This is a genomic window from Aestuariivirga sp. (assembly GCF_020252395.1).
In the GTDB taxonomy this organism is placed as follows: Bacteria; Pseudomonadota; Alphaproteobacteria; order Rhizobiales; family Aestuariivirgaceae; genus Aestuariivirga.
In genome coordinates this window covers 73,504-97,122 of record NZ_JADCDB010000031.1, presented here as the reverse complement: position 1 = coordinate 97,122, position 23,619 = coordinate 73,504, and the positions used below count along the sequence as shown (strand labels likewise).

General features: G+C 67.3%; 22 protein-coding genes. 13 read left to right on the top strand and 9 right to left on the bottom strand.

From position 1 onward, the window contains the following. Positions 1 to 25 precede the first annotated feature (25 nt). The 3 genes from IOC82_RS14770 to IOC82_RS14760 are packed head-to-tail and all read left to right on the top strand — an operon-like array spanning position 26 to position 2,348. Positions 26 to 436, top strand: a complete 411-nt coding sequence (locus IOC82_RS14770) for a RimK/LysX family protein (RefSeq protein WP_290546969.1) — start codon at positions 26 to 28, stop codon at positions 434 to 436. Then, the gene (gene rimK / locus IOC82_RS14765) at positions 433 to 1,338 is read left to right on the top strand and encodes a 30S ribosomal protein S6--L-glutamate ligase (RefSeq protein ID WP_290546968.1); all 906 of its coding nucleotides are present in this window, start codon (positions 433 to 435) and stop codon (positions 1,336 to 1,338) included. The genes IOC82_RS14770 and rimK overlap by 4 nt, the downstream gene beginning before the upstream one ends. Further along, positions 1,335 to 2,348, top strand: a complete 1,014-nt coding sequence (locus IOC82_RS14760; RefSeq protein WP_290546967.1) for a succinylglutamate desuccinylase/aspartoacylase family protein — start codon at positions 1,335 to 1,337, stop codon at positions 2,346 to 2,348. The genes rimK and IOC82_RS14760 overlap by 4 nt, the downstream gene beginning before the upstream one ends. Positions 2,349 to 2,437: 89 nt before the next feature. Here IOC82_RS14760 and IOC82_RS14755 read toward each other — a convergent pair whose 3' ends face one another. After that, positions 2,438 to 3,904, bottom strand: a complete 1,467-nt coding sequence (locus IOC82_RS14755) for a helicase HerA-like domain-containing protein (RefSeq protein WP_290546966.1) — start codon at positions 3,902 to 3,904, stop codon at positions 2,438 to 2,440. A gap of 88 nt (positions 3,905 to 3,992) precedes the next feature. On the opposite strand from IOC82_RS14755, the gene IOC82_RS14750 reads away from it, so the two are divergent. From IOC82_RS14750 to scpA, 6 genes are all read left to right on the top strand, one after another. After that, positions 3,993 to 4,394, top strand: coding sequence for a DUF2267 domain-containing protein (locus tag IOC82_RS14750; protein WP_290546965.1), 402 nt, complete (start codon positions 3,993 to 3,995; stop codon positions 4,392 to 4,394). Positions 4,395 to 4,396: 2 nt separating this feature from the next. Further along, entirely contained in the window at positions 4,397 to 5,104 is a 708-nt protein-coding gene (locus IOC82_RS14745) for an ABC transporter ATP-binding protein (protein ID WP_290546964.1), read from the top strand. Further along, positions 5,101 to 7,467: an FtsX-like permease family protein gene (locus IOC82_RS14740; RefSeq protein WP_366935687.1), complete on the top strand. Its 2,367-nt coding sequence runs from the start codon at positions 5,101 to 5,103 to the stop codon at positions 7,465 to 7,467. Before IOC82_RS14745 ends, IOC82_RS14740 begins: the two co-directional genes overlap by 4 nt. Before the next feature lies 1 nt (position 7,468). Continuing rightward, entirely contained in the window at positions 7,469 to 8,653 is a 1,185-nt protein-coding gene (locus IOC82_RS14735) for an efflux RND transporter periplasmic adaptor subunit (RefSeq protein ID WP_290546963.1), read from the top strand. A gap of 130 nt (positions 8,654 to 8,783) precedes the next feature. Then, positions 8,784 to 9,980 carry a methylmalonyl-CoA mutase family protein gene (locus IOC82_RS14730; protein WP_290546962.1) on the top strand — a complete coding sequence of 399 codons (1,197 nt, stop codon included), beginning with the start codon at positions 8,784 to 8,786 and terminating at the stop codon, positions 9,978 to 9,980. Then, entirely contained in the window at positions 9,980 to 12,130 is a 2,151-nt protein-coding gene (gene scpA, locus IOC82_RS14725) for a methylmalonyl-CoA mutase (protein ID WP_290546961.1), read from the top strand. Before IOC82_RS14730 ends, scpA begins: the two co-directional genes overlap by 1 nt. A gap of 133 nt (positions 12,131 to 12,263) precedes the next feature. On the opposite strand, the gene IOC82_RS14720 is transcribed toward scpA, so the two are convergent. From IOC82_RS14720 to IOC82_RS14710, 3 genes are read right to left on the bottom strand one after another with little or no spacing between them, the layout of a single operon-like run. Continuing rightward, the gene (locus tag IOC82_RS14720; RefSeq protein WP_290546960.1) at positions 12,264 to 13,211 is read right to left on the bottom strand and encodes an endonuclease/exonuclease/phosphatase family protein; all 948 of its coding nucleotides are present in this window, start codon (positions 13,209 to 13,211) and stop codon (positions 12,264 to 12,266) included. 52 nt (positions 13,212 to 13,263) lie between these two features. Continuing rightward, the gene (locus tag IOC82_RS14715) at positions 13,264 to 14,241 is read right to left on the bottom strand and encodes an asparaginase (protein ID WP_290546959.1); all 978 of its coding nucleotides are present in this window, start codon (positions 14,239 to 14,241) and stop codon (positions 13,264 to 13,266) included. Then, positions 14,238 to 15,461 carry a nitrate/nitrite transporter gene (locus tag IOC82_RS14710; RefSeq protein WP_290546958.1) on the bottom strand — a complete coding sequence of 408 codons (1,224 nt, stop codon included), beginning with the start codon at positions 15,459 to 15,461 and terminating at the stop codon, positions 14,238 to 14,240. Before IOC82_RS14710 ends, IOC82_RS14715 begins: the two co-directional genes overlap by 4 nt. Positions 15,462 to 15,587: 126 nt before the next feature. Between IOC82_RS14710 and IOC82_RS14705 the strand changes: the two genes are divergently transcribed. Further along, a complete protein-coding gene (locus IOC82_RS14705) occupies positions 15,588 to 16,325 on the top strand; it encodes a type 1 glutamine amidotransferase (protein WP_290546957.1) in 738 nt (245 codons plus the stop codon). Here IOC82_RS14705 and IOC82_RS14700 read toward each other — a convergent pair whose 3' ends face one another. Genes IOC82_RS14700 through IOC82_RS14680 form a run of 5 tightly spaced genes read right to left on the bottom strand, consistent with a single transcriptional unit; the run spans position 16,326 to position 21,876 of the window. Next, entirely contained in the window at positions 16,326 to 16,910 is a 585-nt protein-coding gene (locus IOC82_RS14700) for an amino acid synthesis family protein (protein WP_290546956.1), read from the bottom strand. Continuing rightward, the gene (locus IOC82_RS14695; protein ID WP_290546955.1) at positions 16,907 to 17,491 is read right to left on the bottom strand and encodes an amino acid synthesis family protein; all 585 of its coding nucleotides are present in this window, start codon (positions 17,489 to 17,491) and stop codon (positions 16,907 to 16,909) included. The genes IOC82_RS14700 and IOC82_RS14695 overlap by 4 nt, the downstream gene beginning before the upstream one ends. After that, positions 17,436 to 18,323 (bottom strand): UPF0280 family protein, encoded by an 888-nt coding sequence (locus IOC82_RS14690; protein WP_290546954.1) that lies wholly within the window; start codon positions 18,321 to 18,323, stop codon positions 17,436 to 17,438. The genes IOC82_RS14695 and IOC82_RS14690 overlap by 56 nt, the downstream gene beginning before the upstream one ends. Then, complete coding sequence (locus IOC82_RS14685; RefSeq protein WP_290546953.1) at positions 18,320 to 21,049, bottom strand: molybdopterin cofactor-binding domain-containing protein; 2,730 nt, start codon at positions 21,047 to 21,049, stop codon at positions 18,320 to 18,322. Before IOC82_RS14685 ends, IOC82_RS14690 begins: the two co-directional genes overlap by 4 nt. Further along, positions 21,046 to 21,876 (bottom strand): FAD binding domain-containing protein, encoded by an 831-nt coding sequence (locus tag IOC82_RS14680; RefSeq protein ID WP_290546952.1) that lies wholly within the window; start codon positions 21,874 to 21,876, stop codon positions 21,046 to 21,048. Before IOC82_RS14680 ends, IOC82_RS14685 begins: the two co-directional genes overlap by 4 nt. A gap of 194 nt (positions 21,877 to 22,070) precedes the next feature. On the opposite strand from IOC82_RS14680, the gene IOC82_RS14675 reads away from it, so the two are divergent. Genes IOC82_RS14675 through IOC82_RS14665 form a run of 3 tightly spaced genes read left to right on the top strand, consistent with a single transcriptional unit; the run spans position 22,071 to position 23,541 of the window. Then, positions 22,071 to 22,274 (top strand): hypothetical protein, encoded by a 204-nt coding sequence (locus IOC82_RS14675; protein ID WP_290546951.1) that lies wholly within the window; start codon positions 22,071 to 22,073, stop codon positions 22,272 to 22,274. After that, positions 22,271 to 23,050, top strand: a complete 780-nt coding sequence (locus IOC82_RS14670) for a fumarylacetoacetate hydrolase family protein (protein WP_290546950.1) — start codon at positions 22,271 to 22,273, stop codon at positions 23,048 to 23,050. Before IOC82_RS14675 ends, IOC82_RS14670 begins: the two co-directional genes overlap by 4 nt. After that, positions 23,047 to 23,541: an ureidoglycolate lyase gene (locus IOC82_RS14665; protein ID WP_290546949.1), complete on the top strand. Its 495-nt coding sequence runs from the start codon at positions 23,047 to 23,049 to the stop codon at positions 23,539 to 23,541. The genes IOC82_RS14670 and IOC82_RS14665 overlap by 4 nt, the downstream gene beginning before the upstream one ends. Positions 23,542 to 23,619: the final 78 nt, after the last annotated feature.

Here is a 23,619-nt window from a genome sequence, read left to right as displayed (position 1 = left end):
GAAACAGCCGAGGGATGACCAGCCGGTGATTATCGGCTGGCGCGAGAAGGTAAGCCTGCCGCAGCTTGGCGTGGGCGCCTTCTCCGCCAAGATCGACACCGGGGCGCGCTCGGCGGCCCTTCACGCCACCAACATCGAGCGCGACGACCATCACGTGAACTTCGTGCTGCCGCTGCCGAAGCGGAACCACCACTGCCGCCTGCCGCTCAAGGGCATGAAGCGAGTGAAAAGCTCCAACGGCCAGATCGAAACCCGCGCCGTGGTCGAGACCGACGTGAAGATCGGCAAGGTCACTCTGAAGATCGACGTGACGCTGACTGACCGCACCGACATGGATGTCGCCATGCTCATCGGCCGCGGCTGCCTGGGGCCTGACTTCCTCGTCCACCCGGCCAAGACCAACATCCTCTCGCCCCGGAAACGCAAGACGCCATGAAGATTGCGCTGCTCACCAGGAACCCCAAGCTCTATTCGCACCAGCGCCTGATCGAGACGGCGGAGAAGCGCGGGCACCAGATGGCGCCCATAGACTATCTCAAATGCTACATGAACATCACCTCCAAGAAGCCGGAACTGCGCTATCTGGGCGAGAAGCTCGAAGGCTTCGACGCGGTGATCCCGCGGATCGGCGCATCGCACACCTTCTACGGCATGGCGGTGCTCCGCCAATTCGAGATGATGGGCGTCTATCCGGTCAATGAATCGGTGGCGATCGGCCGCTCGCGCGACAAGCTGCGCTCGCTGCAATTGCTGGCGCGCGACGGGGTGGGCCTTCCCGTCACCGCTTTCGCGCATGATTCGAAACGCACGGACGATCTCCTCGGCATCGTCGGCGGGGCGCCTGTGGTGATCAAGCTGCTCGAAGGCACGCAAGGGATCGGCGTGGTTCTGAGCGAGACGCACAAATCCGCCAAGTCGGTGATCGAGGCCTTTCACGGAGCGGATGTGGCGATCCTGGTGCAGGAGTTCATCAAGGAGGCGGAGGGCCGCGACATCCGCGCCTTCGTGGTCGGCCGTACATTGCTCGCCGCCATGGAGCGCAAGGGCGCCAAGGACGACTTCCGCTCCAACCTGCACCGCGGCGGCTCGGCACGGACGATCGAGCTGACGCCGCTCGAGAAGGCGACGGCGCTGAAGGCGGCGCGCTCCATGGGGCTCAATGTGGCGGGCGTCGACATGCTGCGCTCCGACCATGGGCCGGTGGTGATGGAGGTCAATTCCTCGCCCGGCCTCGAGGGAATCGAGAAGGCGACGGGCGTCGACGTGGCGCAGGCGATCATCAAGTTCATCGAGCGGCACGCCAGGCCCGGCCGCACCAGGACCAAGGGCAAGGGATGAGCGTGTTCACGCTGGGCGAGGCGGACGTGCAGCCGGGCCAGCGCGCCACGGTCGATTTGCCCGTCAGCATGCTCTCCAACCACACCCATGTGGCCCTGCCCGTGCATGTGGCGCGCGGCGAGGAGGATGGGCCCGTGATCTTCCTCTCGGGCGCCATCCATGGCGACGAGATCCAGGGGGTGGAGATCATCCGCCGCATCCTCACCCATCCGGCGTTGCTGAAGCTCAAGGGCACGCTGCTGGCGGTGCCCATCGTCAATAGCTTCGGCTTTCTCAACCACACGCGCTACATGCCGGACCGGCGCGACCTGAACCGCAGCTTTCCCGGCTCCGACCGCGGCTCGCTTGCCAGCCAGGTGGCGGACATCTTCTTCCGCGAGGTGGTGCTGCGCAGCGGCTATGGCATCGACTTCCACACCGCAGCGCTGCACCGCACGAATTTGCCGCAGATCAGGCTGGCGCCGGAGGAACCGGAACTTCTCGCCCTCGCCGAGGCCTTCGCGCCGCCCGTCATCCTGCTCTCGCGGCTGCGCGAAAAATCGCTGCGGCTTGCGGCGGGCGAAGCGGGGGTGAAGGTACTGCTCTATGAGGGCGGCGAGGCGCTGCGCTTCGACGAAATGGCGATCGATGCAGCGGTCAAGGGCACGCTCCGCGTGATGGCGCATCTCGGCATGATCGGCCCGGTGCCGGTGACGCTTGCGCCCGCGCCGGTATTCTCCGACTCGAGCGCCTGGGTCAGGGCGCCCGAAAGCGGCATCCTCCACACCACGCGCCGCATCGGCGACCGGGTGGGACAGCGCGAGGTGGTAGGCGTGGTGGCGGACCCGCTCGGCACATCCTCCCTGCCGCTGGTGTCGGACGAGGACGGCATCATCGTGGGCCGCACCAACCTGCCGATCGTCAACCGCGGCGATGCGGTGTTCCACATCGCCAAGGCGAAGCCGCTCGCCACCATCAAGGAACAGGGCAAGACGGCGGCTGCGCTTGCCGACGAGGATGAGATCATCTGACACAACTGAGGGCGGTACGTTGCGCCAGCCTTTGAGGGGCGCCCGCGAGCCGTTATCCCGGCGCGAGACCGGGGTGAGGCCAAATGAGTCTATCTTCGCGTAAGGCCGCCCAAAATCCCGCGGATCAGCATGTTGCCGATCTGGCGGCCCGCGGTGCTGGCCATGTTCTTGACGAAACGGTCGGTGGCGGTTTCGCGCGAGGGGGCTCGGGACCCGGATTTCGCCTGTTTTTCGGCCTCTCTTTCCGCCTTTGCCTTCTCGGCCGCGGCGGCGCGTTCCTTCGCGCGCTTCTCCAGGATCTCATAGGCCGACTCGCGGTCCTCGGCCTGTTCGTAATTGCCGTAGACCGGCGTGTTCCTGACGATCTTCTGGCGCTCTTCGGGCGTGATCGGGCCCATGCGCGAGGACGGCGGGCGGATCATGGTGCGCTCCACCATGGTGGGAACGCCCTTGGGATCGAGCACCGAGACCAGCGCCTCCCCCTTGCCGAGCTGGGTGATGGCCTCTTCCGTCTTGAAGGCCGGGTTGGGCCGGAAGGTCGAGGCGGCGGTGGCGACCGCCTTCTGCTCGCGCGGCGTATAGGCGCGCAGCGCATGCTGGATGCGGTTGCCCATCTGGGCCAGCACGGACTCCGGAATGTCGAGCGGGTTCTGCGTCACGAAATAGATCCCGATGCCCTTGGAGCGGATGAGCTTCACCGTCTGCTCGATCTTCTGAACAAGCCCCGGCGGCGCTTCGGAGAACAAGAGATGCGCCTCGTCGAAGAAGAAAACGAGCTTGGGTTTTTCGGGATCGCCCACTTCGGGCATCTGCTCGAAGAGTTCGGACATCATCCACAGCAGGAAAGTGGCGTAGAGCTGCGGCGAGTTGATGAGTTTGCCGGCAGCCAGCACGTTCATGTAGCCCTTGCCGTTCAGCGTGGTGCGCATGAAGTCCCTGATGTCGAGGGCGGGCTCGCCGAAGAAATTATTGCCGCCCTGCTCCTCCAGCACCACGAGGCGGCGCTGGATGGCGCCGATCGTCGGGGCGGCGAGGTTGCCGTATTCGGTCGTGAGCTCCTTGCCCCACCCGCCAAGCTCTTTCAACAGCGCCCGGAGGTCTTTCAGGTCGAGAAGGGCCAAGCCTTCCTTGTCGGCGAGTTTGAAGGCGATGTTGAGAGCGCCCTCCTGCGCCTCCGACAGGCCCATGAGGCGCGACAGCATCAAGGGACCCATCTCGGTGATGGTGGTGCGGACCGGGTGGCCCTGCTCGCCGAACAGGTCCCAGAAGATCGCGGGCGCCGCCTCGAAGCCATAATCGTCGAAGCCCATGGATTTGGCGCGCTCGATGAGCGGCTCCCGCGGCTCGCCCGCCATGGCGATGCCGGACAGATCGCCCTTCACATCCGCCGCGAAAACCGGCACGCCCGCGTTGCAGAAACCCTCCGCCATGATCTGCAGCGTCACCGTCTTGCCGGTGCCGGTGGCGCCGGTGACGAGGCCGTGGCGGTTGGCCATGCCGAGGAACAGTTCCTCGCGCTTGCCGCTTTGTCCGATGAAGATCGAAGGCTCTGACATTCTGCGGCGTCCCCGGATATAATCGCTTCGCTGCGTTGTTTATTCTATATGGAAGCCCGTAGCGCAATGCGTGAAGAGGAGTTCGCGAATGCAAGATCTGATCGGGCGCATCGCCGCCGCCACCGGCCTTCCCGAGGACAGGGCCGCCAAGGCGCTGGGCATCATGCTGAACCTGATCCAGACGCAGGGCAACCAGAACAAGGTCCGGGACCTCTTCGACAAGCTGCCGGGCGCCGCGGAACTGGCCCGCGAACAGGGCGGCGACGGGGCAGGCTGGGGCGGCGGCGGGCTTCTCGGCATGCTGGCGGGTGGCATGATGGGCGGCCCCCTTGCCGCCATCTCGAAGCTTACCGCGGCGGGGCTGTCGATGGACCAGATCAAGGCGCTGAACACCACGGCGCTGGACTATGCCAAGGAGAAGGCGGGCGCCCCGCTCGTCAAGGACGTGGCGGGCTCGATCCCCGGTCTTTCGGGGTATGTTTACAGGTGAGCATGGACCAGCCCGTCTTCCGCGTCCGGGGACTGTGCAAGACCTACCGCACGGGCGAGGTGGAGGTGCAGGCGCTGAGGGGGGTGGATTTCGAGGCATGGCCTGGCGAGTTCATCGTCATCCTGGGGCCCTCGGGCTCGGGCAAGTCGACCTTCCTCAACATCATCGGCGGGCTCGACAGCGCGACGGGCGGCGATGCGTGGTTCCGCGATCACGCGCTGACGCGCCAGAGCGAGGCGGCGCTGACCCGCTACCGGCGCGACCATGTGGGCTTCATCTTCCAGTTTTATAATCTCGTGCCGAGCCTCACGGCGCGCGAGAACGTGAAGCTCGTGACCGAAATCGCGCGGAACCCGATGCAGCCTGAGGAGGCCCTGGCCCTCGTCGGCCTGTCCGCCCGCATGGACCATTTTCCGGCGCAGCTTTCCGGCGGCGAACAGCAGCGCGTGGCGATCGCGCGCGCCATCGCCAAGCGGCCTGACGTTCTGCTCTGCGACGAGCCCACCGGAGCGCTCGATTCGAAGACCGGCATCAAGGTGCTGGAAGCGCTGGCCGCGGTTGCAGCCGAAACGAAAGCGACCACGCTGGTCATCACGCATAATGCGGCGATTGCGGCGATCGCCGGCCGGGTGGTGAATTTCGCCAATGGCGCCATCGCCTCCGAACAGATCAATGCCGTGCGCAAGAAACCCTCGGAAGTGAGCTGGTGATCCGCGTCCTGGACATCAAGCTGCTGCGCGACTTGCGCAGGCTGTGGCCCCAGGCGCTGGCCATCGCGCTGGTCATGGCGGCGGGCGTGGCGACGCTGATCCTGGGCGCCGGGGCGCATGATTCGCTCGCCACCACGCGCGAGCGCTACTACGAGGCGAACCGCTTCGCCGATGTCTTCGCCGGCCTGACGCGCGCGCCCAAGGCGCTGCAGCCCGAGATCGCGGCCATCGATGGCGTCGCGGCGGCCGAGACGCGGATCGAGAAAATCGCGCTTGCCGATCTTCCCGGCATGGCGGAGCCAGCCTCAGTGCTGCTGGTCTCGGTTCCCGACCATGGGGAACAGGTCCTGAACCGCGTCTACCTGCGCTCCGGCCGGATGCCCAGCGCCGATAGCGGCGGCGAGGCGCTGGCCAGCGCCGGCTTCGCGCGCGCCCACGGCCTCAGGGAAGGCAGCACCATCCGTGTGCTGATCAATGGCAGGCAGCGCGAATTGCGGATCAGCGGCACGGCCCTGTCGCCCGAATTCGTCTATGCGCTGGGGCCCGGCGCGCTGATGCCCGACGAGCGGCGCTACGGCATCCTGTATCTTCCCGAACGCGAGATGTCCGCCGCTTATGACCTCGAAGGGGCGTTCAATTCGGTCTCGCTCCGGCTGGTCAGGGGCAGCAACCCGGACAAGGTGATCGCCGCGCTCGACCGGCTGCTCGACCGCTATGGCGGGCTTGGCGCCTATCCGCGAAAGGACCAGACCTCGCATGCCTTCCTCGATGCGGAGCTGCAGCAATTGCGCGCCATGAGCCGGATATTGCCGCCGATCTTCCTGGTCGTCTCGGCCTTCCTCGTCAACATGACGCTGACCCGGCTCATTGCGCTGGAGCGCGAGCGGATCGGCCTGCTCAAGGCCATGGGCTATTCCTCCCTTGCGGTGGTCAGGCACTATGCCGGCTTCGTGACGCTGATCGCCGTTCTGGGAATCGCGATCGGCGTGGTGGCGGGCACCTGGCTCGGCGCCGGGATGACGACGCTTTATGCGCAGTTCTTCAGCTTTCCCTTTCTCGTCTTCAGCCGCAACCCGGCGGTCTATGGCATCGCCGCGGGTGCAACCTATGCGGCGGCCCTGCTGGGCGCGGTGAAGGCGGTGCGTGAGGTGGCGTGGCTCTCGCCCGCGGTTGCCATGTCGCCGCCCGCGCCCCAGCGCTACCGCAAGGTGCTGGGCGGGCGCGTCGAGCTTTCGCGCTACGTGCGCCAGTCGAGCGTCATCGTTATCCGGCACCTGACGCACTGGCCGCTCCGCACCCTGAGCGGCATTTTCGGCATGGCCCTGGCGGTGGCGATCCTCGTGGGCTCGCTCTGGACTTTCGGCTCCATCAACCTCATGATCGACGCGACCTTCCGCCTGAGCGACCGGCAGGACGCGGCGATCACCTTCACCTCGCTGCGGCCGATGAGTGCGCTCTACGAGGCCCGCAGGCTTCCCGCGGTGATGGAGGCCGAGCCCTTCCGCGCGCTCCCCGTCAAACTCCGCCACGGACCGGCGGAGCGGCGCGTCTCGCTCGTCGGCAAGTCCAGGGAAGCCTCGCTCTCGCGCGTGCTGGACGGCAGCCTCAAGCCCGTGGTTCTGCCGAGCGAGGGCCTGGTGATCTCGGATGCGCTGGCGAGGCTTCTCAGGGCCGGGATCGGCGATGAGATCGAGGTCGAGATCCTCGAAGGGCGGCGGCAGACGGTAATGCAGCCGGTGTCTGCGATCATCACCGGCTTCATCGGGCTCACCGCCTACATGAACCTCGACGCGATGAACCGCATGCTGATGGAAGGCGCCGCGATATCCGGCGTCTATCTGGGCCTCGACATGGAGGCACGGGACCAGCTCTTCTCCGTGCTGAAGGAGACCCCTGCCGCGAGCTTCATCGCGCTCCAATACGCCGCGCTCGAGAAATTCCGCGAGACGCTCGCGCAGAATGTGACCATCATGATCTCCGTCTACGCGGCGTTCGCCGGGATCATCGCCTTCGGCGTCGTCTACAACTTCGCGCGCATCTCGCTTTCGGAACAGGGGCGCGAGATGGCGAGCCTGCGGGTGCTGGGCTTCACCAAGGCCGAGGTCTCGGGCCTGCTCATGGGCGAACTTGCCGTGGTGGCGATCCTGGCGCAGCCGCTGGGCTGGCTCCTGGGTTACAGCTTCGCGCTGATGATGGCGGAAGGCTTCCGCACCGAGCTTTACCGCGTGCCGCTGGTGGTCAACCGCGAGGTCTTCGCCTGGGCGAGCCTCGTGGTGTTCGCGGCGGCGGCGGTCTCCGGCCTGGTGGTCCGGCGGCGCATCGACAGGCTGGACATGATCGAAGTATTGAAGACAAGGGAATGACATGCTCCGGCGCCTGATCACACTGGCACTTCTCCTCGCCGTCCTGGCGGGCCTCGCCTGGGCCTTCTGGCCGCGGCCGCTTCACGTCGAGACGGCGGTGATCGGAAAACGCGATCTCAGCGTCACTGTCGAGGAAGAGGGAAAGAGCCGCATCCGCGAGGTCTTCTCCGTGTCGGCCCCGATCAACGGGCAAGTCTTGCGCATCGGCCTTCATGCCGGCGACGCGGTGGTGAAGAACGAGACGGTGGTGGTATCGATCCGCCCCGTGGCGCCGGGCCTTCTCGATGCCAGGCTGAAGCGCGTGGCGGAGGCCGCCGCCGCCTCGGCCCGCGCCAGCGTGGGGCTTGCCGCGGCGGAGGTGAAGCAGGCGGAGGCGCAGCTGACCTTCAGCAGAACCGAGCTCGAGCGCGCCGAGCGCCTGTGGCGCCAGGGCACGATTTCGGAACGCGCGCTCGACAAGGCGCAGCTCGACGTGGCGACCGCCGCCGCCGCCCTCGACAGCGCCCGCGCCTCGCTCTCCGTGCGCGAGAAGGAACTGCAGCGCGCCGAGGCGGCGCTCATCGAGAACGAGGCCAGCGAAGGACCCTGCTGCACCGACATCAAGGCCCCGGCGACCGGCCGCATCCTGCGCGTTCTGACGGAAAGCGAGCAGGTGGTGCAGGCCGGAACGCCGCTGATGGAGATCGGAGATCCCGCCGATATCGAGATCATGGCCGAGGTGCTCTCGCGCGATGTGGTGGAGATCAGGCCGGGGGCGCCGGCCGTCATCGACAACTGGGGCGGGCCGCCGCTTCCCGCCACGGTGCGGCGCGTCGAGCCCTCCGCGATCACCAAGGTCTCCGCGCTCGGGATCGAGGAGCAGCGGGTGCCGGTCATCCTCGACCTCGCCGAAGGCGCGCGCGAGGCTACGCTTGGCGACGGCTTCCGCGTGGTGGCGCGGATCACCGTGTGGGAGGGCAAACAGCTGGTCGCCGTTCCCATCGCCGCACTGTTCCGGCAGGGGGGCGACTGGGCGGTCTATGTGGTGGCGAACGGCCGGGCGGAGTTGCGCCTGGTGGAACTGGGCCGCCGCAATGCGGCATTCGCCGGCGTAAACAAGGGTCTTGCGGCGGATGACGTTGTCATCCTCCATCCCTCCGACCGGTTGGCGGATGGCGTGGCGGTCGTTTCCGGTCTCGCGGATTAGACAGGGCGGTTTGCGGCTTGCCATTGCAGGAGCCAGATCAAGAGCTTGAGCATGATCTTATCGCGAAGGCGGGTTCCACTTTTGCGGATCATGCTTTAGACAATCTGCATGAGAAACAGACTTGCAAACGATGAGTGATCTGACGCTGGCCGACAAGTTCCCGGCGGTAAACCGGGCCGAATGGATGAAGCGCGTCGAAGCGGTGCTGAAGGGCGCCAGTTTCGAGGAAAAGCTGGTCCACACCTCCGCTGACGGCATCCGGCTGGAGCCGGTCTATGGCCAGATCGCTGCCCCGCGCGCGGCACGGGCCCGGCAGGCGCCGTGGACGGTATTCCAGCGCGCCGACCACCCGGATGCATCCCGCGCCAACGAGCAGGCCCTCGACGATCTCGCCAATGGCGCCACCGGCCTGGTGCTGGTGACGAAGGATGCCGCGACCGCACGCGGCTACGGCATCGATCCCGCGCGGCTCGCCCGCGTGCTGCAGGGCGTGCACCTTCATGCCATCGCACTGCGCATCGAAGGCGGCGCCTCGATGGCGCTGGCCGATCTCATCGCCACGCAGCCGATCGACCCCGAGCGGCTCGACATATCTTTCGCACTCGCGTCTCCCGCCGATGCGGCGGAATTGGCGCGGCTCGGATATGCCGGGCCCTATATGGAGGCCGACGGACGCGCATGGCATGAGCGGGGCGCCACGGAGGCGCAAGAGCTTGGCGCCACGCTGGCGTCAGCCGTGGCGGCGATGCGCGGGATCGACGGCTTGAACGATGTGCACCTGTCGCGCGCCGTGGGCGTGACGCTGGCCGCGAGCCAGGACATGTTCGCCACGCTTGCCAAGTTCCGCGCCATGCGCCTGATTTGGCGGCGGGTGCTGCAGGCCTGTGGCCTTCCCGATGCGCCGCTCAGGCTTCATGCCGAAACCTCCTGGCGGATGATGGCGGTGAAGGACCCGCACACGAATATCCTGCGCGCCACGGCCGCCGTGTTCGGCGCTGGCCTGGGCGGGGCGGATTCGATCTCGGTGCTGCCCTTCTCGCTGGCGCAGGGCCTGCCCAACGCCTTCGCCCGCCGCGTGGCGCGCAATGTGCAGACGGTGCTGGCCGAGGAAGCCAATCTCTGGCGCGTCGCCGACCCCGCCTCCGGCGCGGGCTATATCGAGACCTATACGCAGGGATTGTGCGAGAAGGCGTGGGCCGTGTTCCAGAATGCCGAAGCAGGCGACTGGCCGGCGCCTGACCCCGCTTCGGCCCAGGGCCTGCCGCTGATCGGCACCACGGCCTATCCGCTAAGCCAAGAATATGCCCCCGAAACGGAGGCCCTGTGATGAGCCGCATTCCCGATTTCTCGCGGATTGCCTTCGAACCATCCTCCGTGGACGGATGTTCAGGCCATGACTGGCTGACGCCGGAAGGGCTGCATGTGAAGTGCGCCTATGGGCCCGATGACATGGCGGGCATCGGCTTTCTCGGCGCATGGCCGGGTACTGCGCCGTTTCTGCGCGGGCCCTATCCCACCATGTACACGGCGCAGCCCTGGACGATCCGGCAATATGCCGGCTTCTCCACGGCGGAGGAGTCCAACGCCTTCTACCGCCGCAACCTGGCGGCGGGGCAGATGGGCCTCTCCATCGCCTTCGACCTTGCAACCCACCGCGGCTATGATTCGGACCATCCGCGCGTGGCGGGCGACGTCGGCATGGCGGGTGTGGCGATCGATTCGATCTATGACATGCGGACATTGTTCGACGGCATTCCGCTCGACCGGATGACGGTGTCGATGACCATGAACGGCGCGGTGCTGCCGGTCATGGCGCTCTACATCGTGGCGGGCGAGGAGCAGGGCGTGCCGCCGGAGAAGCTCGCGGGGACCATCCAGAACGACATCCTGAAAGAGTTCATGGTCCGCAACACCTTCATCTATCCGCCGCAGGCGTCGATGAGGATCGTATCCGACATCTTCCGCTACACCTCCGGGCGGATGCCGAAGTTCAACTCGATCTCGATTTCCGGCTACCACATGCAGGAAGCCGGCGCCACGGCGGATCTCGAGCTCGCCTATACGCTGGCGGATGGCCTCGAATATGCGCGCGCAGGCGTCGCGGCGGGCCTTGCCATCGATACGTTCGCGCCGCGGCTTTCCTTCTTCTGGGCCATCGGCATGAACTTCTTCATGGAGGTGGCCAAGATGCGCGCCGCCCGCATGATCTGGGCCAGGCTGATTGGGCGCTTCGACCCCCGGGACGAGCGCTCGCTGGCCTTGCGCACCCATTGCCAGACGAGCGGCTGGAGCCTCGCCGCGCAGGACGTGTTCAACAATGTGACGCGCACCTGCATCGAGGCGATGGCGGCAACGCAAGGCGGAACCCAGTCGCTGCACACCAATTCGCTGGACGAGGCGCTGGCGCTTCCCACCGATTTCTCGGCCCGCATCGCGCGCAATACGCAGCTCTTCCTGCAGCAGGAGGCGGGCGCCTGCAATGCGATCGACCCCTGGGGCGGGAGCTATTTCATCGAGCGGCTGACCGCCGATCTGGCTGCCAAAGCCTGGGCCCACATCGAGGAGATCGAGGCCATGGGCGGCATGGCCAAGGCCATCGAGGCCGGCATCCCCAAGTCGCGCATCGAGGAGGCGGCCGCGCGCACCCAGGCCCGCATCGACACGGGCGAGCAGGCGGTGATCGGCGTCAACAAGTATCAGGTTGCGGGCGATGCCAGGATCGACATCCTGAAGGTCGACAATTCCGCCGTGCGCGCTGCTCAAATCGAGAAGCTGCAGCGGCTCAAGGCCGAGCGCAACGGGGCGGAGACGCAAGGCGCGCTGGCGAAGCTCACTGACGTGGCGAAGACGGGCCAGGGCAACCTGCTCGCCGCCGCCGTCGATGCCGCACGCGCCAAGGCGACAGTGGGCGAAATCTCGCTGGCGCTGGAGAAGGTGTTCAACCGCCACACACCGGCGATCCGCGCGGTGACGGGTGTCTATGCCGCAACCCCGCGCGACACGCACAAGATCGATCAGGCAAAGCGAGCCGTCATGGCTTTCAAGGAATCGGATGGCCGCGCCCCGAAACTCCTCGTCGCCAAGGTCGGCCAGGATGGGCATGACCGCGGCCAGAAGGTGATCGCCTCGGCCTTCTCCGACATGGGCTTCGACGTGGTGATCGGCCCGCTGTTTGCCACACCGGAAGAGGTGGCGAAGCAGGCGGTGGAGGAGAAGGCCCATGCCGTCGGCGTCTCGACACTCACCGCCGGGCATTTGACTCTTGTCCCGCTGCTCAAAGCCGCGCTCGACAAGGCCGGCCGCTCCGACATCATGATCGTTGTCGGCGGCGTCATCCCGCCGGAGGACGTGCAGACGCTCATCGACATGGGCGCGGCGGCGGTGTTCCCGCCGGGGACGGTGATCCCGGATGCCGCACTGGCGCTGCTCGACAGGCTGAACCAGAAATTGGGTTACGCGCAGAGGGCGGCGGAGTAGCCTCTACACTTTCTCCCCGCGCCTCATCATGCCCGGGCTTGTCCCAGGCATCTTTTTCACGGCCGCCAAAAAGATCGTCGGGACATGCCCGGCGATGATGAGAGGTTTAAGAATTGCTCAGCGCGTTTGACTCTCAGAACTTCACCTTCGCCATCGTCGCGCGGTGGTCGCTGGGCCAGGGCGTGACCACGATGTCAGCCTCCGGCGCCTTCTCGCCGACGATGCCCGCGGAGAGAACCTGAAGGTCTTTCGCGCGGGCCAGTGCGAAGTCAATGCGGTCGTGGTGGTCATCCTTGGCGGTGGCTTCCGTGGTGGGCGTCCAGGTCATGCCGGGCTTCAGGCCGGCATCGGGATAGACGGCGCGGAAGGTGTCGACGAAGCCCTTATCTTCTATTGCCTTTACCGTGGGGAACGGCACCACCATCGGCTGGTTGCCGGCCTTAACGGCCGATTCCGTCCAGTCGCGGTGCGAGGGTTCGTTGAAGTCACCGAACACGAAGGCGGCGTCCGCCTCGCCCGCTGCGGCCATGTCGTCGAACAGCAGCTTGAGTGCGGGGCCGCGGGTTGCCGCCGCGGCCTTCACCGCCTCTTCCGCCGTCTTCAGGAAGGGCGCGTTGCCATATTCGATGCCGAGCAGCTGGTAGGGTTGGTAGGGCGAGTCATCGAGATGGATGTTGAAGGCGTGCACCTTGCGGCCGTCGACAATGATCTCGACACCGGTGTCATTTGGTGTGGCCTTGCCGATGGGATAGCGGCTGAGGATGGCGTTGGACCAGAGCGCGTCGTTCTGCTTGGTCTGGTCATAGTAATAGTAGCCCAGCGCCGCAGCCATCTTGGGCGCCACGCTGCCGCCTACCGGCGGGCAGGAATCGGCGGTGCAGGGGTCGCTCTCGAGGCGGGTTTCCTGGATGCCGATGATGTCGGCGTTCACCGCCTTGATGACGGCAACGGTTTCGTCCACCGGTTTCTTTGCATTGCCGCCGCCGCCCCAGACATTGAAGCTCATGATGGTGAGGTCGGTGGCCTGGGCCGAGCCGGCCAGCGCAGCAAGAATGGCCGTGGCGAGAAGCATCTGTCGCATGCGGATCTCCTGACTGATCATTCGACCATTGCGCGACGATGTGACGGGCGCGTTACAGCCGCAAGCCCCGCACCTCGCCCACCTCGATCTTGCGCCAGTTGGCGAGGTCGTGGTGGCGGAAGCGCTCCAGAGTGGCCTTCTCCCCGGGGGTCCACACGTCGAGAGCGGAGAGCACCGCCGCGATGGCCACTTCTGCGGCCCGCGCGGCGCCGTCGTCGATCTTCAGCGCGATGCCCAGTCCCGCGTGTGGAATCGCGGCGCAATAGACGCCCTCGGCCCCGGTCTTGATGAAGAGGCGCGGCACGGCCTCCATGATCAGCGTGTCGAAGTCGCCGGTGCCCGCCACCATGAAGGGATGCTTGCGCACCGCATCGATGATGCGGCGGGCCGCCTTGTTCGCCGGATCGGAAAAGCGGGCAAAGCCGAGCGCGAGGTTCTTCAGCGGAATGGCCCAGGTCGGCACCGAGCAGCCATCCACGCCGACGGGCTGCTGCGAGAGGTCGACTTCGCAGAGTTCGCCGATGCGCCGGGCGATGGCCTGCTGCACCGGATGGTCGAGCTTCACATAGCCCTGCGGGTCGGCGCCGAGCTGGCGGGCGAGCGCCAGCATGCCGGCATGCTTGCCGGAACAATTGTTGTGGACGGCGGCGCAAGGCTCGCCACGGCGGATCAGGTCGAAGCGCGCCGCCTCGAAATAGGGCCAGTGGGCGCCGCATTCATAAAGGCTCTCGGCATTGCCGCCCTTGGCCAGCATGGCGCGGGCCACGCGCACATGCTCCGGCTCGCCATTGTGGGACGAGCAGCACAGCGCGATTTCCTCGTCTGCAAAGCCGAAATGGCCGGCAGCACCGCTCTCGATCACCGGGAGACACTGGAAGGCCTTGATCGCGGAACGCGGATAGACGGCGGCGGCGATGCCGCCTTCCGCCGCCACCACATGGCCCGTCCCGTCCACCACCGCATAGGCGCCGCGGTGGCGGCTTTCCACAATGTCACCGCGGGTGGCTTCGGCGATGATGGGATTGATCATGCGCTTCGCTCCTTGTGCGGCGAAGCCGCGAGATACCAGCCATAGGCCACGAACTGGGCCACGAGGAAAATGCCGATGGCCCAGCTGTAGCCCTCCGGGCTGTATCCCGACGCACTCGCCGGGAAAAGCCCGATGATGAAGCCCACCAAGTATTGCGAGGCGAAGGCGCAGACGAAGAGCGTGAAGTTGATGGCGGCATTTGCGCGGCCTGCCACGTCGCGCCCGAGATGCGCCTCAAACCACGGATAGGCCAGCACCGCCACCTGCCCCAACGCCCCCACCACCAGCCACGCCGGCAAGGCCAGTGAGGCGATGCGCAGCACGATGACGATCTGCGCGGCGAAATAGAACAAGTGTGCGCCCAGCATCACCTGCATGGGCGAGATGCCGCGCCGGCCCAGCCGGTCGGCGATGACGCCCACCGACAGGATGCCCACCATGAAGGCGACGGCGAGCCAGAGCAGGTGGCGGGCCACCTCCTCCCGCGACAGGCCCATCACGTCGCGGAACCATGGGCCCGTCCACAGGGTGGAGATGCCGATCTGCACGCCGGACGTCATGCCGAGCAGGGGTGCCAGCCGCCAGAACACCGGCGTCCTGAGGATGCTCAGCATCTGGTCGAACTGGCGGCGGAGCGGCGAGGGCTCGACGAAGGTGTCGGCCCTGGGCGCCGCGGCGAAGACGAGAATGGCTGAAACCAGAATCGCGCCCGCGAAAACCCCGAAGGCGCCGCGCCAGCCGATCAGGCCGACGAGATACTCGGTGGGCTCGCTCGCCACCACCATGCCCAGCGCGCCCAGTGACATGACGGCGGTGTTGGCCAGCGACCGCCGCTCCACCGGCACCCACATGGCCGTAGACTTGTAGCTGGCCATCAGCCCCGCGGAAAAGCCGAGGCCAACCACGGCACGGGCGATGAAGAGGACAGCGAAATTGGGTGCGAAGGCAAAGCCCACGCAGCCCGCCGCCGCCACCGTCAGCAGGGCGGTCTGCACCTTGCGCGGCCCGTAGCGGTCCAGGAGCACACCCAATGGCAGCTGGAACAGCGCGAAGGCGCCAAGATAGGCGGCGGTCAAGAAGCCCAGCTGGCCGGGGGAGAGGTTCAGGTCCTTCACCAGGTCCGGCGCCACCACGGCGTTCACGGCCCGGAGCAGGTAGGACATGAAATAGCCGATGGCGAAGGGCAGCAGGGCGGACAGGATCAGGCGCAGGCGTGTCATGCTTGCAACACCATCGTCGCAATTCCCTGTTAAGGCAACCATGGGAAAGAAAGCACTTGTCATTCGCGCAGGATTGCTTATGTGCGCGCCTTCAAACTCCACTGCCCTTCCAAAGGACTTTGCCCCGTGATCCGCCGCGCTCTTGCCTTCCAACACATGGATGACGAACCGCCCGGCCTGTTCGGCCGCTTCCTCGCCGAACGGGGCGCGGAGCTCGATGTTGTCATGCTGCACAGGGGCGAGGCGATTCCGCCGCTCGCCCCTTATGATTTTCTGCTGGTCATGGGCGGCGCCATGGACGTGTGGGAGACGGACGCCCATCCTTGGCTTGAGCCCGAGATCGCCGCCATTCGCGAATGGACCTTCCAGCGCAACCGCCCCTATATGGGTGTCTGCCTCGGCTTGCAGCTGCTGGCGGTTGCGCTGGGCGGCGAGGTGGGGCTGGCGCGCGAGGCGGAAGTGGGTTTCGGCAAGGTGGAGCTCAACGCGCTCGGCCTTGCCCACCCGTTGACCCGTGGGCTTCCCTCCTCCTTCAAGATGATGCAGTGGCACCATGCCGAAGTGACTAAACTGCCGGAGGGCGCCGAAGTGCTGGCCTCATCCGCCGTCAGCCCGGTGCAGATCATGTCCATCGGGCGCGAGATCGTGGCCACCCAGTTCCATGGCGAACTGACCCCGGCGCTGATCGACCGCTGGGCGCGGATCCCGCAGTATCTCGAGTGGCTGGACCAGGCCATGGGTCCCGGCGCTTACAGCCGGATCAAGGCTCAGTCCCGCCTGCAGCTGAAGCGCACCGAACGGGTGAGCCGCGCCATGTTCGAGAACCTGGTGGCTGGCCGCCGAAGCCTCAAGACGGCAGCCTGATCAGCGCAGGCCATCCTCTCCCTTGATTTCGGAGGCCTTGAGCCCGCCGACGCGGGGCAGCGGGCGGCCGCCGGTGGTCACAGCGACGGCCACCACAATCTCGTTGGCGCGCGGCGCATCCGTCACTCGCACCTCCATGCCGTCGAAATGGCTCCTGACGAAGGCCGCATCCTTGTGCCCCAGCGGAATGTCGAGCACGGCGCCCATGCCGCCGCGTTTCTTGGAGGACGGGATAAGGGCTGCCCCCTTGCCGAGCACCTTGCGGAAGGGCGCGCCGAGCTTGGGGTGGAGGATGGCGGCAGCATGTTCCAGCTCGCCATTTTCGCCCACGGCTGCTGCCTTGCCGTAGCTTTCGGCTTTGCTGCCGTTGATGCCAAGAGCGGCAACCGCGCGCTCTGCCAAAAGTTGTCCCAGCTCTTCGCCGATGTCGATGAGCTCGCTCAGGTCGTCCTGGTAGCGGCCGGCGAAGGGGTTGGCGATGACGGCAATGGCGGCCGCCCGGCGGGTGGGGGGTGTCACCTGCCGGTCCTGCTCGGTCAGCGTCTCGTCCACCACGGTGACGATCTTGCGGATCTTCGCCTTCATCGCAGTCCATCCTCGCCCTTGACGTCGGCCGCGGCCAGTCCGCCCGCCCGGGCGTGGACGCGCGGTCCCGTGGTCATCGCCAGCACCAGCACCAGCTCGTTGGCGCGCGGCGCATCGGCGATGCCGGCTTCCACCGAGTCGAAATGGCTGCGAACATAGGAGGCGTTGATGTGGGTGACGGGAACGTCCAGCCGGGTGCCGGGCCCCCCTACCTTCTTGGCGGATGGCACGATGGCCTTGGCGCCACCCAGCACCTCGCGCATCGAATAGCCACCGGGCGCATGCCAGAGAGCGGCATGCTCCAGCTCGCCCGCCTCGCCGGCGATGGCGCCCTTACCATAGGCTTCGATGGCCTTGGGGTCGCCGCCCAGCGCATCGACGAGGCCCCGCGCCATCTTGAGGCCCAGGGGCTTCAGGTCTTCCATGAAGGGCAGGATGTTCTCGTGGTATCTGCCCGCATAGGGGTTCTCGATCACGGCGAGGATCAGCCCGCGCTTCGGCGGCACGGCAGCGGCGGGGCCGCCCTCATGGAAGATCTCCTCGACGGAGACGAGGAACTTCCTGACTTTCACTTCTGGCATCGATCCTCCCAAGCGTGCGAGTTTGCCCCGCGAGATGCAGCGCCGCGGCGATGATCCGCCCCCCGGCCCGCATCGTTTGGGCACAGGCTACACCAGCCTGCAGGGCGGCGGCAATTTCCTCCTGGGCGAGCGGCCCCACGGCACGGGTGACGGGGCGGTTTCCCAGGTCGCTGTCCGGCTGCAAATCGGCGGCGGGCACGCGGGTCACGGCGGCATGGCCGGGCAAATCGACGGCATTGGCGATGAGGGTCGCTGCCGCATCGGCCTCGGACGCGCGCGCCGCCAGCACGGTGACCGCATCGGCAATGCCGAGCGAGAAGGAGCGCCCGCGCCAGCCGCTGGTGGCGATGCCGCGCACCCTGTCTCCGAAGGTGACGCGGGCGGTGGAAAACAGAGACGGCCGGTCCGGCCTGTCGACGAGCCCGGCCTCATAGGATTGGCCTTCGGCGAGATGCAGCGCGATGTCGCCGCCGTTGTTGACGAAGGCGCGGGCAAGCGGCGCTGCATCGGACATCGCCTGCAGAACCTCCTCCGCCACGCTGCCCGCCACCGCCGCCATGGGCGTGATGAAGCCATGGCGGGCCAGCGGCAAGGTCGCCCGCCACATGCGGCGAGCCACGCTGCCCAGGGGCTGCTGCCCCACCTCCCGGCGCAGCAACAGCAGTTCGGCGCAAAGCTCGTCAAGCACCGTGGCAAAGCGGGCCTGGGCCGCTGCATAGGCGCCGGCCACCTCTGCCGCCCCGCCCTCGGCGCCGATGACAAGATCAATGGGGCCATCGTTGAGGTGCAGCCTGCGGCCATCCGGCAGCACGCGTGCCTGCTGGCGGGTCATGGACGGCGCGTCTTGAGGGCCGCGAGCACGCGGCCGGGTGTGGCCGGAATCCGCGTGATTCGCGCGCCCGTGGCATGGTGGATGGCGTTGAGGATGGCGGGCGCGGTGGGGATCAGCGCCTGTTCGCCGATGCCCTTGGCGCCGAAGGGACCCGCCGATGACGCGCGCTCGACGAGGATCGACTCGATGGGCGGCACGTCGCCGGCCGTCGGGATCAGGTAGTCGTGCAGGTTTTCGCCGCGGCCAGGGGTGAACTCCTCCATCAGCGCCATGCCGATGCCTTGCGCCACCCCTCCCTCGATCTGGCCCTCGACGAGGATGGGGTTGATGGCGCGGCCCACGTCATGCGCCGCCACGACGCGCAGCACCTTCACCAGGCCGAGCCGCGTGTCGACCTCGACCTCCGCCAGGTGCGCGCCAAAGCCATAGACGGCATAGGGTTTGCCCTGCCCGCTGGCATCGAGCGGCGACGTGGGCGGATCGAATGTTTCCTCCGCGCACTGAACATAGCCATGCGCGCCGCGCGGCAGGGCGGCGAGATCGATGGCGCGGACGGCGGTATCCTCGCGCACCACGAGCGTGCCGCCGTCGAGCGACAGCGTGGCGTCCTCGCCCGCGTTGGCGAGCCGCAAGAGCCGCTGGCGCAGACTGCGCCCGGCGCGCTCCGCCGCCGTGCCGGTGACGAAGGTCTGGCGCGAGGCGGAGGTCTTGCCGCAGTCGGGCGTCAGGTCGGTGTCGGCCGGGACAAGATCGACGAGGGCCAGCGGCAAGCCAACGGCATCCGCCGCAATCTGGGCGATCACCGTATTGGCGCCCTGTCCGATGTCGACTGCACCCTGGTGCAGCGACAGACGGCCATCGGGCTTGAGGCCGAAGCGGATGGTGGAGGGATTGGGCAGCGAGGTGTTGCCGCAGCCATAGAACATGCCGGCGACGCCGGCGCCGCGTTTCAGACGCGCACTCGTGCGGTTGAACTCTTCTGCCGCGCGGCGCAGTGCGGCCCAGTGCGGCTTCAGCGCTTCGAGGCAGTCGCGGATGCCGACGCCATCGCCCATCACCTGGCCTGTCACCGTCGGCGCCGTGTCGGTCAGCGCGTTGCGGATGCGGAAATCGAGCGCATCCATCCCCAGCTTCGCCGCCAGCATGTCCAGCATTTGCTCCTGCGCCACCACGGTCTGCGGCACGCCGAAGCCGCGGAAAGCGCCGGCGGGCACGCAATTGGTGAGCACGGCGCGGGTATTGGCGCGGTAGTTGGGCACGGCATAGGGGCCGGAGGCATGCACCGGCACGCGGTTCGCCACCGTCGGTCCCCAGGAGGCGTAAGCCCCGGTGTTGAAGTCGCCCTCGAAATCCATGGCAAGCAGCTTGCCGTCCCGCGACGCCGCCATTTTTGAGCGCATGATGGCGGGGTGGCGCTTGGTGGTGGACTGCAGCGACTCAGGCCTGGTGTAGACCATCGCCGCCGGCCTGCCGGTGAGCCACGCCGCAAGCGCCACATAGGGCTGCACCGACAGATCGAGCTTCGAGCCGAAGCCGCCGCCGCAGGCTGACGGGATGATGCGGACCGACTCCGGGGGAAGCCCCATGATGGCCGCCGTATCGTCACGGTCCATGTAGGGCGCCTGAGTCGAGGCGGTGATCTCGATGCGGTCACCGGCGCGCCGCGCCCAGCCGGCCTCGGGTTCGATATAGGCATGCTCGACAAAGGCGGTTTCGAAGCTGCCTTCGACGGTGACGGCGGCCTCGCGCAGCGCGGCTTCGACGTCGCCCGTCTCCACATGGCCGCGCACCAGGATGTTGCCGGGACGCTTCCGCTGAAGCTGCGGCGCTGCCGGATCGAGCGCCGCCGCGATGGTGAGAACGCTGGGGCGCTGCTCCCAGGTCACGGGGAAGGCCGAAAGATCGAGCGTATCGATGGCATGGCGCTCGCCCACCACGGCCGCGACCGCCTCGCCGCGGAAGCGCGCCTCATCCTCCGCGAAGACTGGCTGGTCGGCGAAGGGCGGGATGACGCCGAAGATGTTGCGGCCGGGCACATCCTTCGCCGTCAGTATACGGACAATTCCGGGGTGTGCCGCAATGAACCGGCCGATGTCGCCGAAGCGGAAACCGGCGCGGTGGTGGGGCGAGCGGATGGCCCTGACCCACAGCGCATCGTCCGGAATGGCATCCGCGCCATAGAGCTCGGTGCCGGCGATTTTCGGCGCACCGTCGAGCCTCGCGATGCGCGCGCCCACGGCCCGGCCCTGCTCCGGCATGGGTTCTGCATGGATGGCTTCCCGTGCGGCGTCCTCCACCGCGTCGATAATCTTTGCATAGCCTGTGCAGCGGCACAGTACGCCGCCCAGCGCTTCCGCGATCTCCTCGCGCGCCGGTGCGGCTTTGCGGTCCAGCAGGGCCACGGCGGCCATCAGCATGCCTGGCGTGCAGATGCCGCATTGGGCCGCGCCGCGCGCCAGGAAGGCGCGTTGCAGCAGCTGGCCCTTCGGCGAGGCATCGAGGCCTTCGACCGTGGCGATGCGCGCGCCGTCGGCCTGCGCCGCGGGCACAAGGCAGGCGCAGGCGGCCTCGCCATCGATCAACACCGTGCAAGCGCCGCAGTCGCCCGCGTCGCAGCCGCTCTTGGTGCCCTTGTGGCCAAGGCGGTTGCGCAACACCTCGCTCAAGCGCGTGGCGGGCGCGGCATCGCAGCGGACCGCCGTGCCGTTCAGCTCGAAGGAAATCACGTTTGTCCCGCCGCGAGGTCCAGCGCCTCGCCCACGGCGGAGAGTGCGGCCTCCTGGCGGTAGGCCGCCGTAGCCCGCACATCGTCGATGGGCGAGAGGACTTCGAGGTGGCGCGGCGTCACAAGGGCGGATGGCCTGCCGCCGCAGCCGATCAGATCCGCCTCGAGCGCCGGCAGCCGCTGCGCCACGGGCGATGCGGCGCCGACGGCCACGGCGGCGCGCGCGATGCGGCCCTGCGCGTCCTTTTCCACCAGCGCTGCCGCCATGAGGATGGAGATCACGAGATAGCGCCGCGCGCCGAGCTTCACGAAGGCGGAGCGTGCGGCAGGCGCGGGCTTGGGCACGAGCACGGCCGTGACGATCTCGCCCGGCGCCAGTGCCGTGCGGCGATAGCCGGTGATGAAGGCGGAGAGCGGCATCACGCGCCGTCCCGTTGCCGATGCGATCTCCACCCTGGCATCGAGGCTCAGCAGCGGCGGCACGCCATCGGCGGCGGGCGACGCGTTGCAAAGATTGCCCGCGATGGTGCCGCGGTTCTGGATCTGCACCGACCCCACCTCGCGCGCCGCGGCCTTGAGGCCATTGAAGGCCCGGGGCAGTGGGGCCTGCAGAATGTCGGTCCAGGTCGATGCCGCGCCGAAGCGGTAGCCGTCACCCGTTTGGGTGATGCCCCGCAGGCCCGCGACGCGCGACAGATCGACCAGCGGACGGGCCAGGGGCTTTCCCACATGAGCGGGGTAGACGTCGGTGCCGCCGCTGACCGCCAATGCTCCTTCCGTGGCCATGGCGCGCGTTGCTTCCTCGATGGTTTTCGGCCGGGCGTACACGCCTGAGTTTCCTTGCCTGTTCGGTAGCTCGCCTGAGTGGGCGGATAGTGTGACCCGTCTCCGGCCCTGTCAAGAACGGGCTCCGAGCAAGGCCCGATCGGGCACGCGAAATCGAATTGCGAAGACCGGGCCTTCACCCTAACCTGAAGGCAATCAGCGAAGTCCTGTGGAGCAGCCCCGTGGAACGGCGCCTCATGACCATTCTTTCGGCCGATATCGCCGCCTGCTCCCGCCTGATGGAGCGCGACGAGACGGGCACGCTGGCCGAGCTGATGGAGCGGCAGTCCGCCACCCTGCGCTCCTTGCAGGAATACATGCTGCATGACAGCGATCTCGACGTGCTGCGCAGCCATCCGCGCTTTGCCGGGATCGTCAAGAAACCGGGAGACTGCCGATGATTGATTTCGCCGCCGCGGCGGACCTGCTGCTGAAGAACTGGGCGGCGACGGCACGCATCGCCGAACTGCCCAGCGAGATGCGGCCCGGAACGCGCGCCGAAGGCTATGACGCCGCCGCCGCGGTGGCCGCGCGCAGCGGCAGCGCCGTGGCTGGCTGGAAAATCGCCGCCACCAGCGAGGCCGGGCAGAAGCACATCAATGTCGATGGCCCGATCATCGGCCGCATCCTGAAGAGCCGGCTGCTGCCTGACGGATCGTCCGTCACGCTGGGCGGCAACATCATGCGCGTGGCGGAGGCCGAATTCGCCTTCGGCTTCGTGAAGGACATGCCCCCGCGTCCCGTGCCCTATGCACAGGAAGAGGCGCTGGATGCGGTGGGTTCGCTGCATCTGTCGATCGAGATTCCGGACAGCCGCTACACCGACTTCACCAAGGTGGGCGTGGCCCAGCTCATCGCCGACACGGCCTGCGCCTCGTGGCTGGTGCTGGGGCCCGCGGTGAACAGGCCATGGCGCGATCTCGATCTCTCGGCACATGCGGTGAAGGGTCTGCTCAACGGCGCAGTGAGGGCGGAGGGCGCGGGCAAGGCGGTGCTGGGCGATCCGCGCCGGGCGCTCACCTGGTTCGTCAACGAGGCCGCCACCTATTGCGGGGGCGTGAAAGCGGGGCAGTTCGTCACCACGGGCACCTGCATCGTGCCGATGGCCGTGGCGCCGGGCGATGAAGTGACCGTCGACTATGGCACGCTGGGCATCATCGCCTGCAGGATCGCATGATGCGGATGGTGCGCCCCGAACCGCTGACGCGCGACGCCTTCCGCCCGTTCGGCGATGTGATCGGGATGGAGGGCTCCGCCCATTTCACCATCAACCAGGGCTTCACCGAGCGCTTCAACGATCTGGCCTTCGTCGACGTGGGCGCGGAAGGCGGCACGGCGAATGTCAGCCTGTTTCTCGGCCGGCCGCGGCCGGCGCCGATCGAGGTCAAGCTTATGGAGCGCCATCCGCTTGGCAGCCAGGCCTTTGTGCCGCTGCAGGACCGGCCGTGGCTCGTGCTGGTGGCGGAGGACGCCCATGATTTCGCCAGCTATCGCGCCTTCGCCTGCTCAGGCCGGCAGGGCGTGAACTACGCCCGCAATGTCTGGCACCACCCGCTGCTGGCGCTCGATGCCGGCAGCCGCTTTCTCATCATCGACCGCAAGGGGCCGGGGAACAACCTGGAGGAGGAGCGGTTCGAGGACACTCCCCTTTACATCACTCACCCCTAGATCCGTTGTCCCAACCGTCCGGGGTGCTGCGCTCGCCGGGGTGACGGTCGCGTTGGCGTGACGTTGGAACCGGCCGCA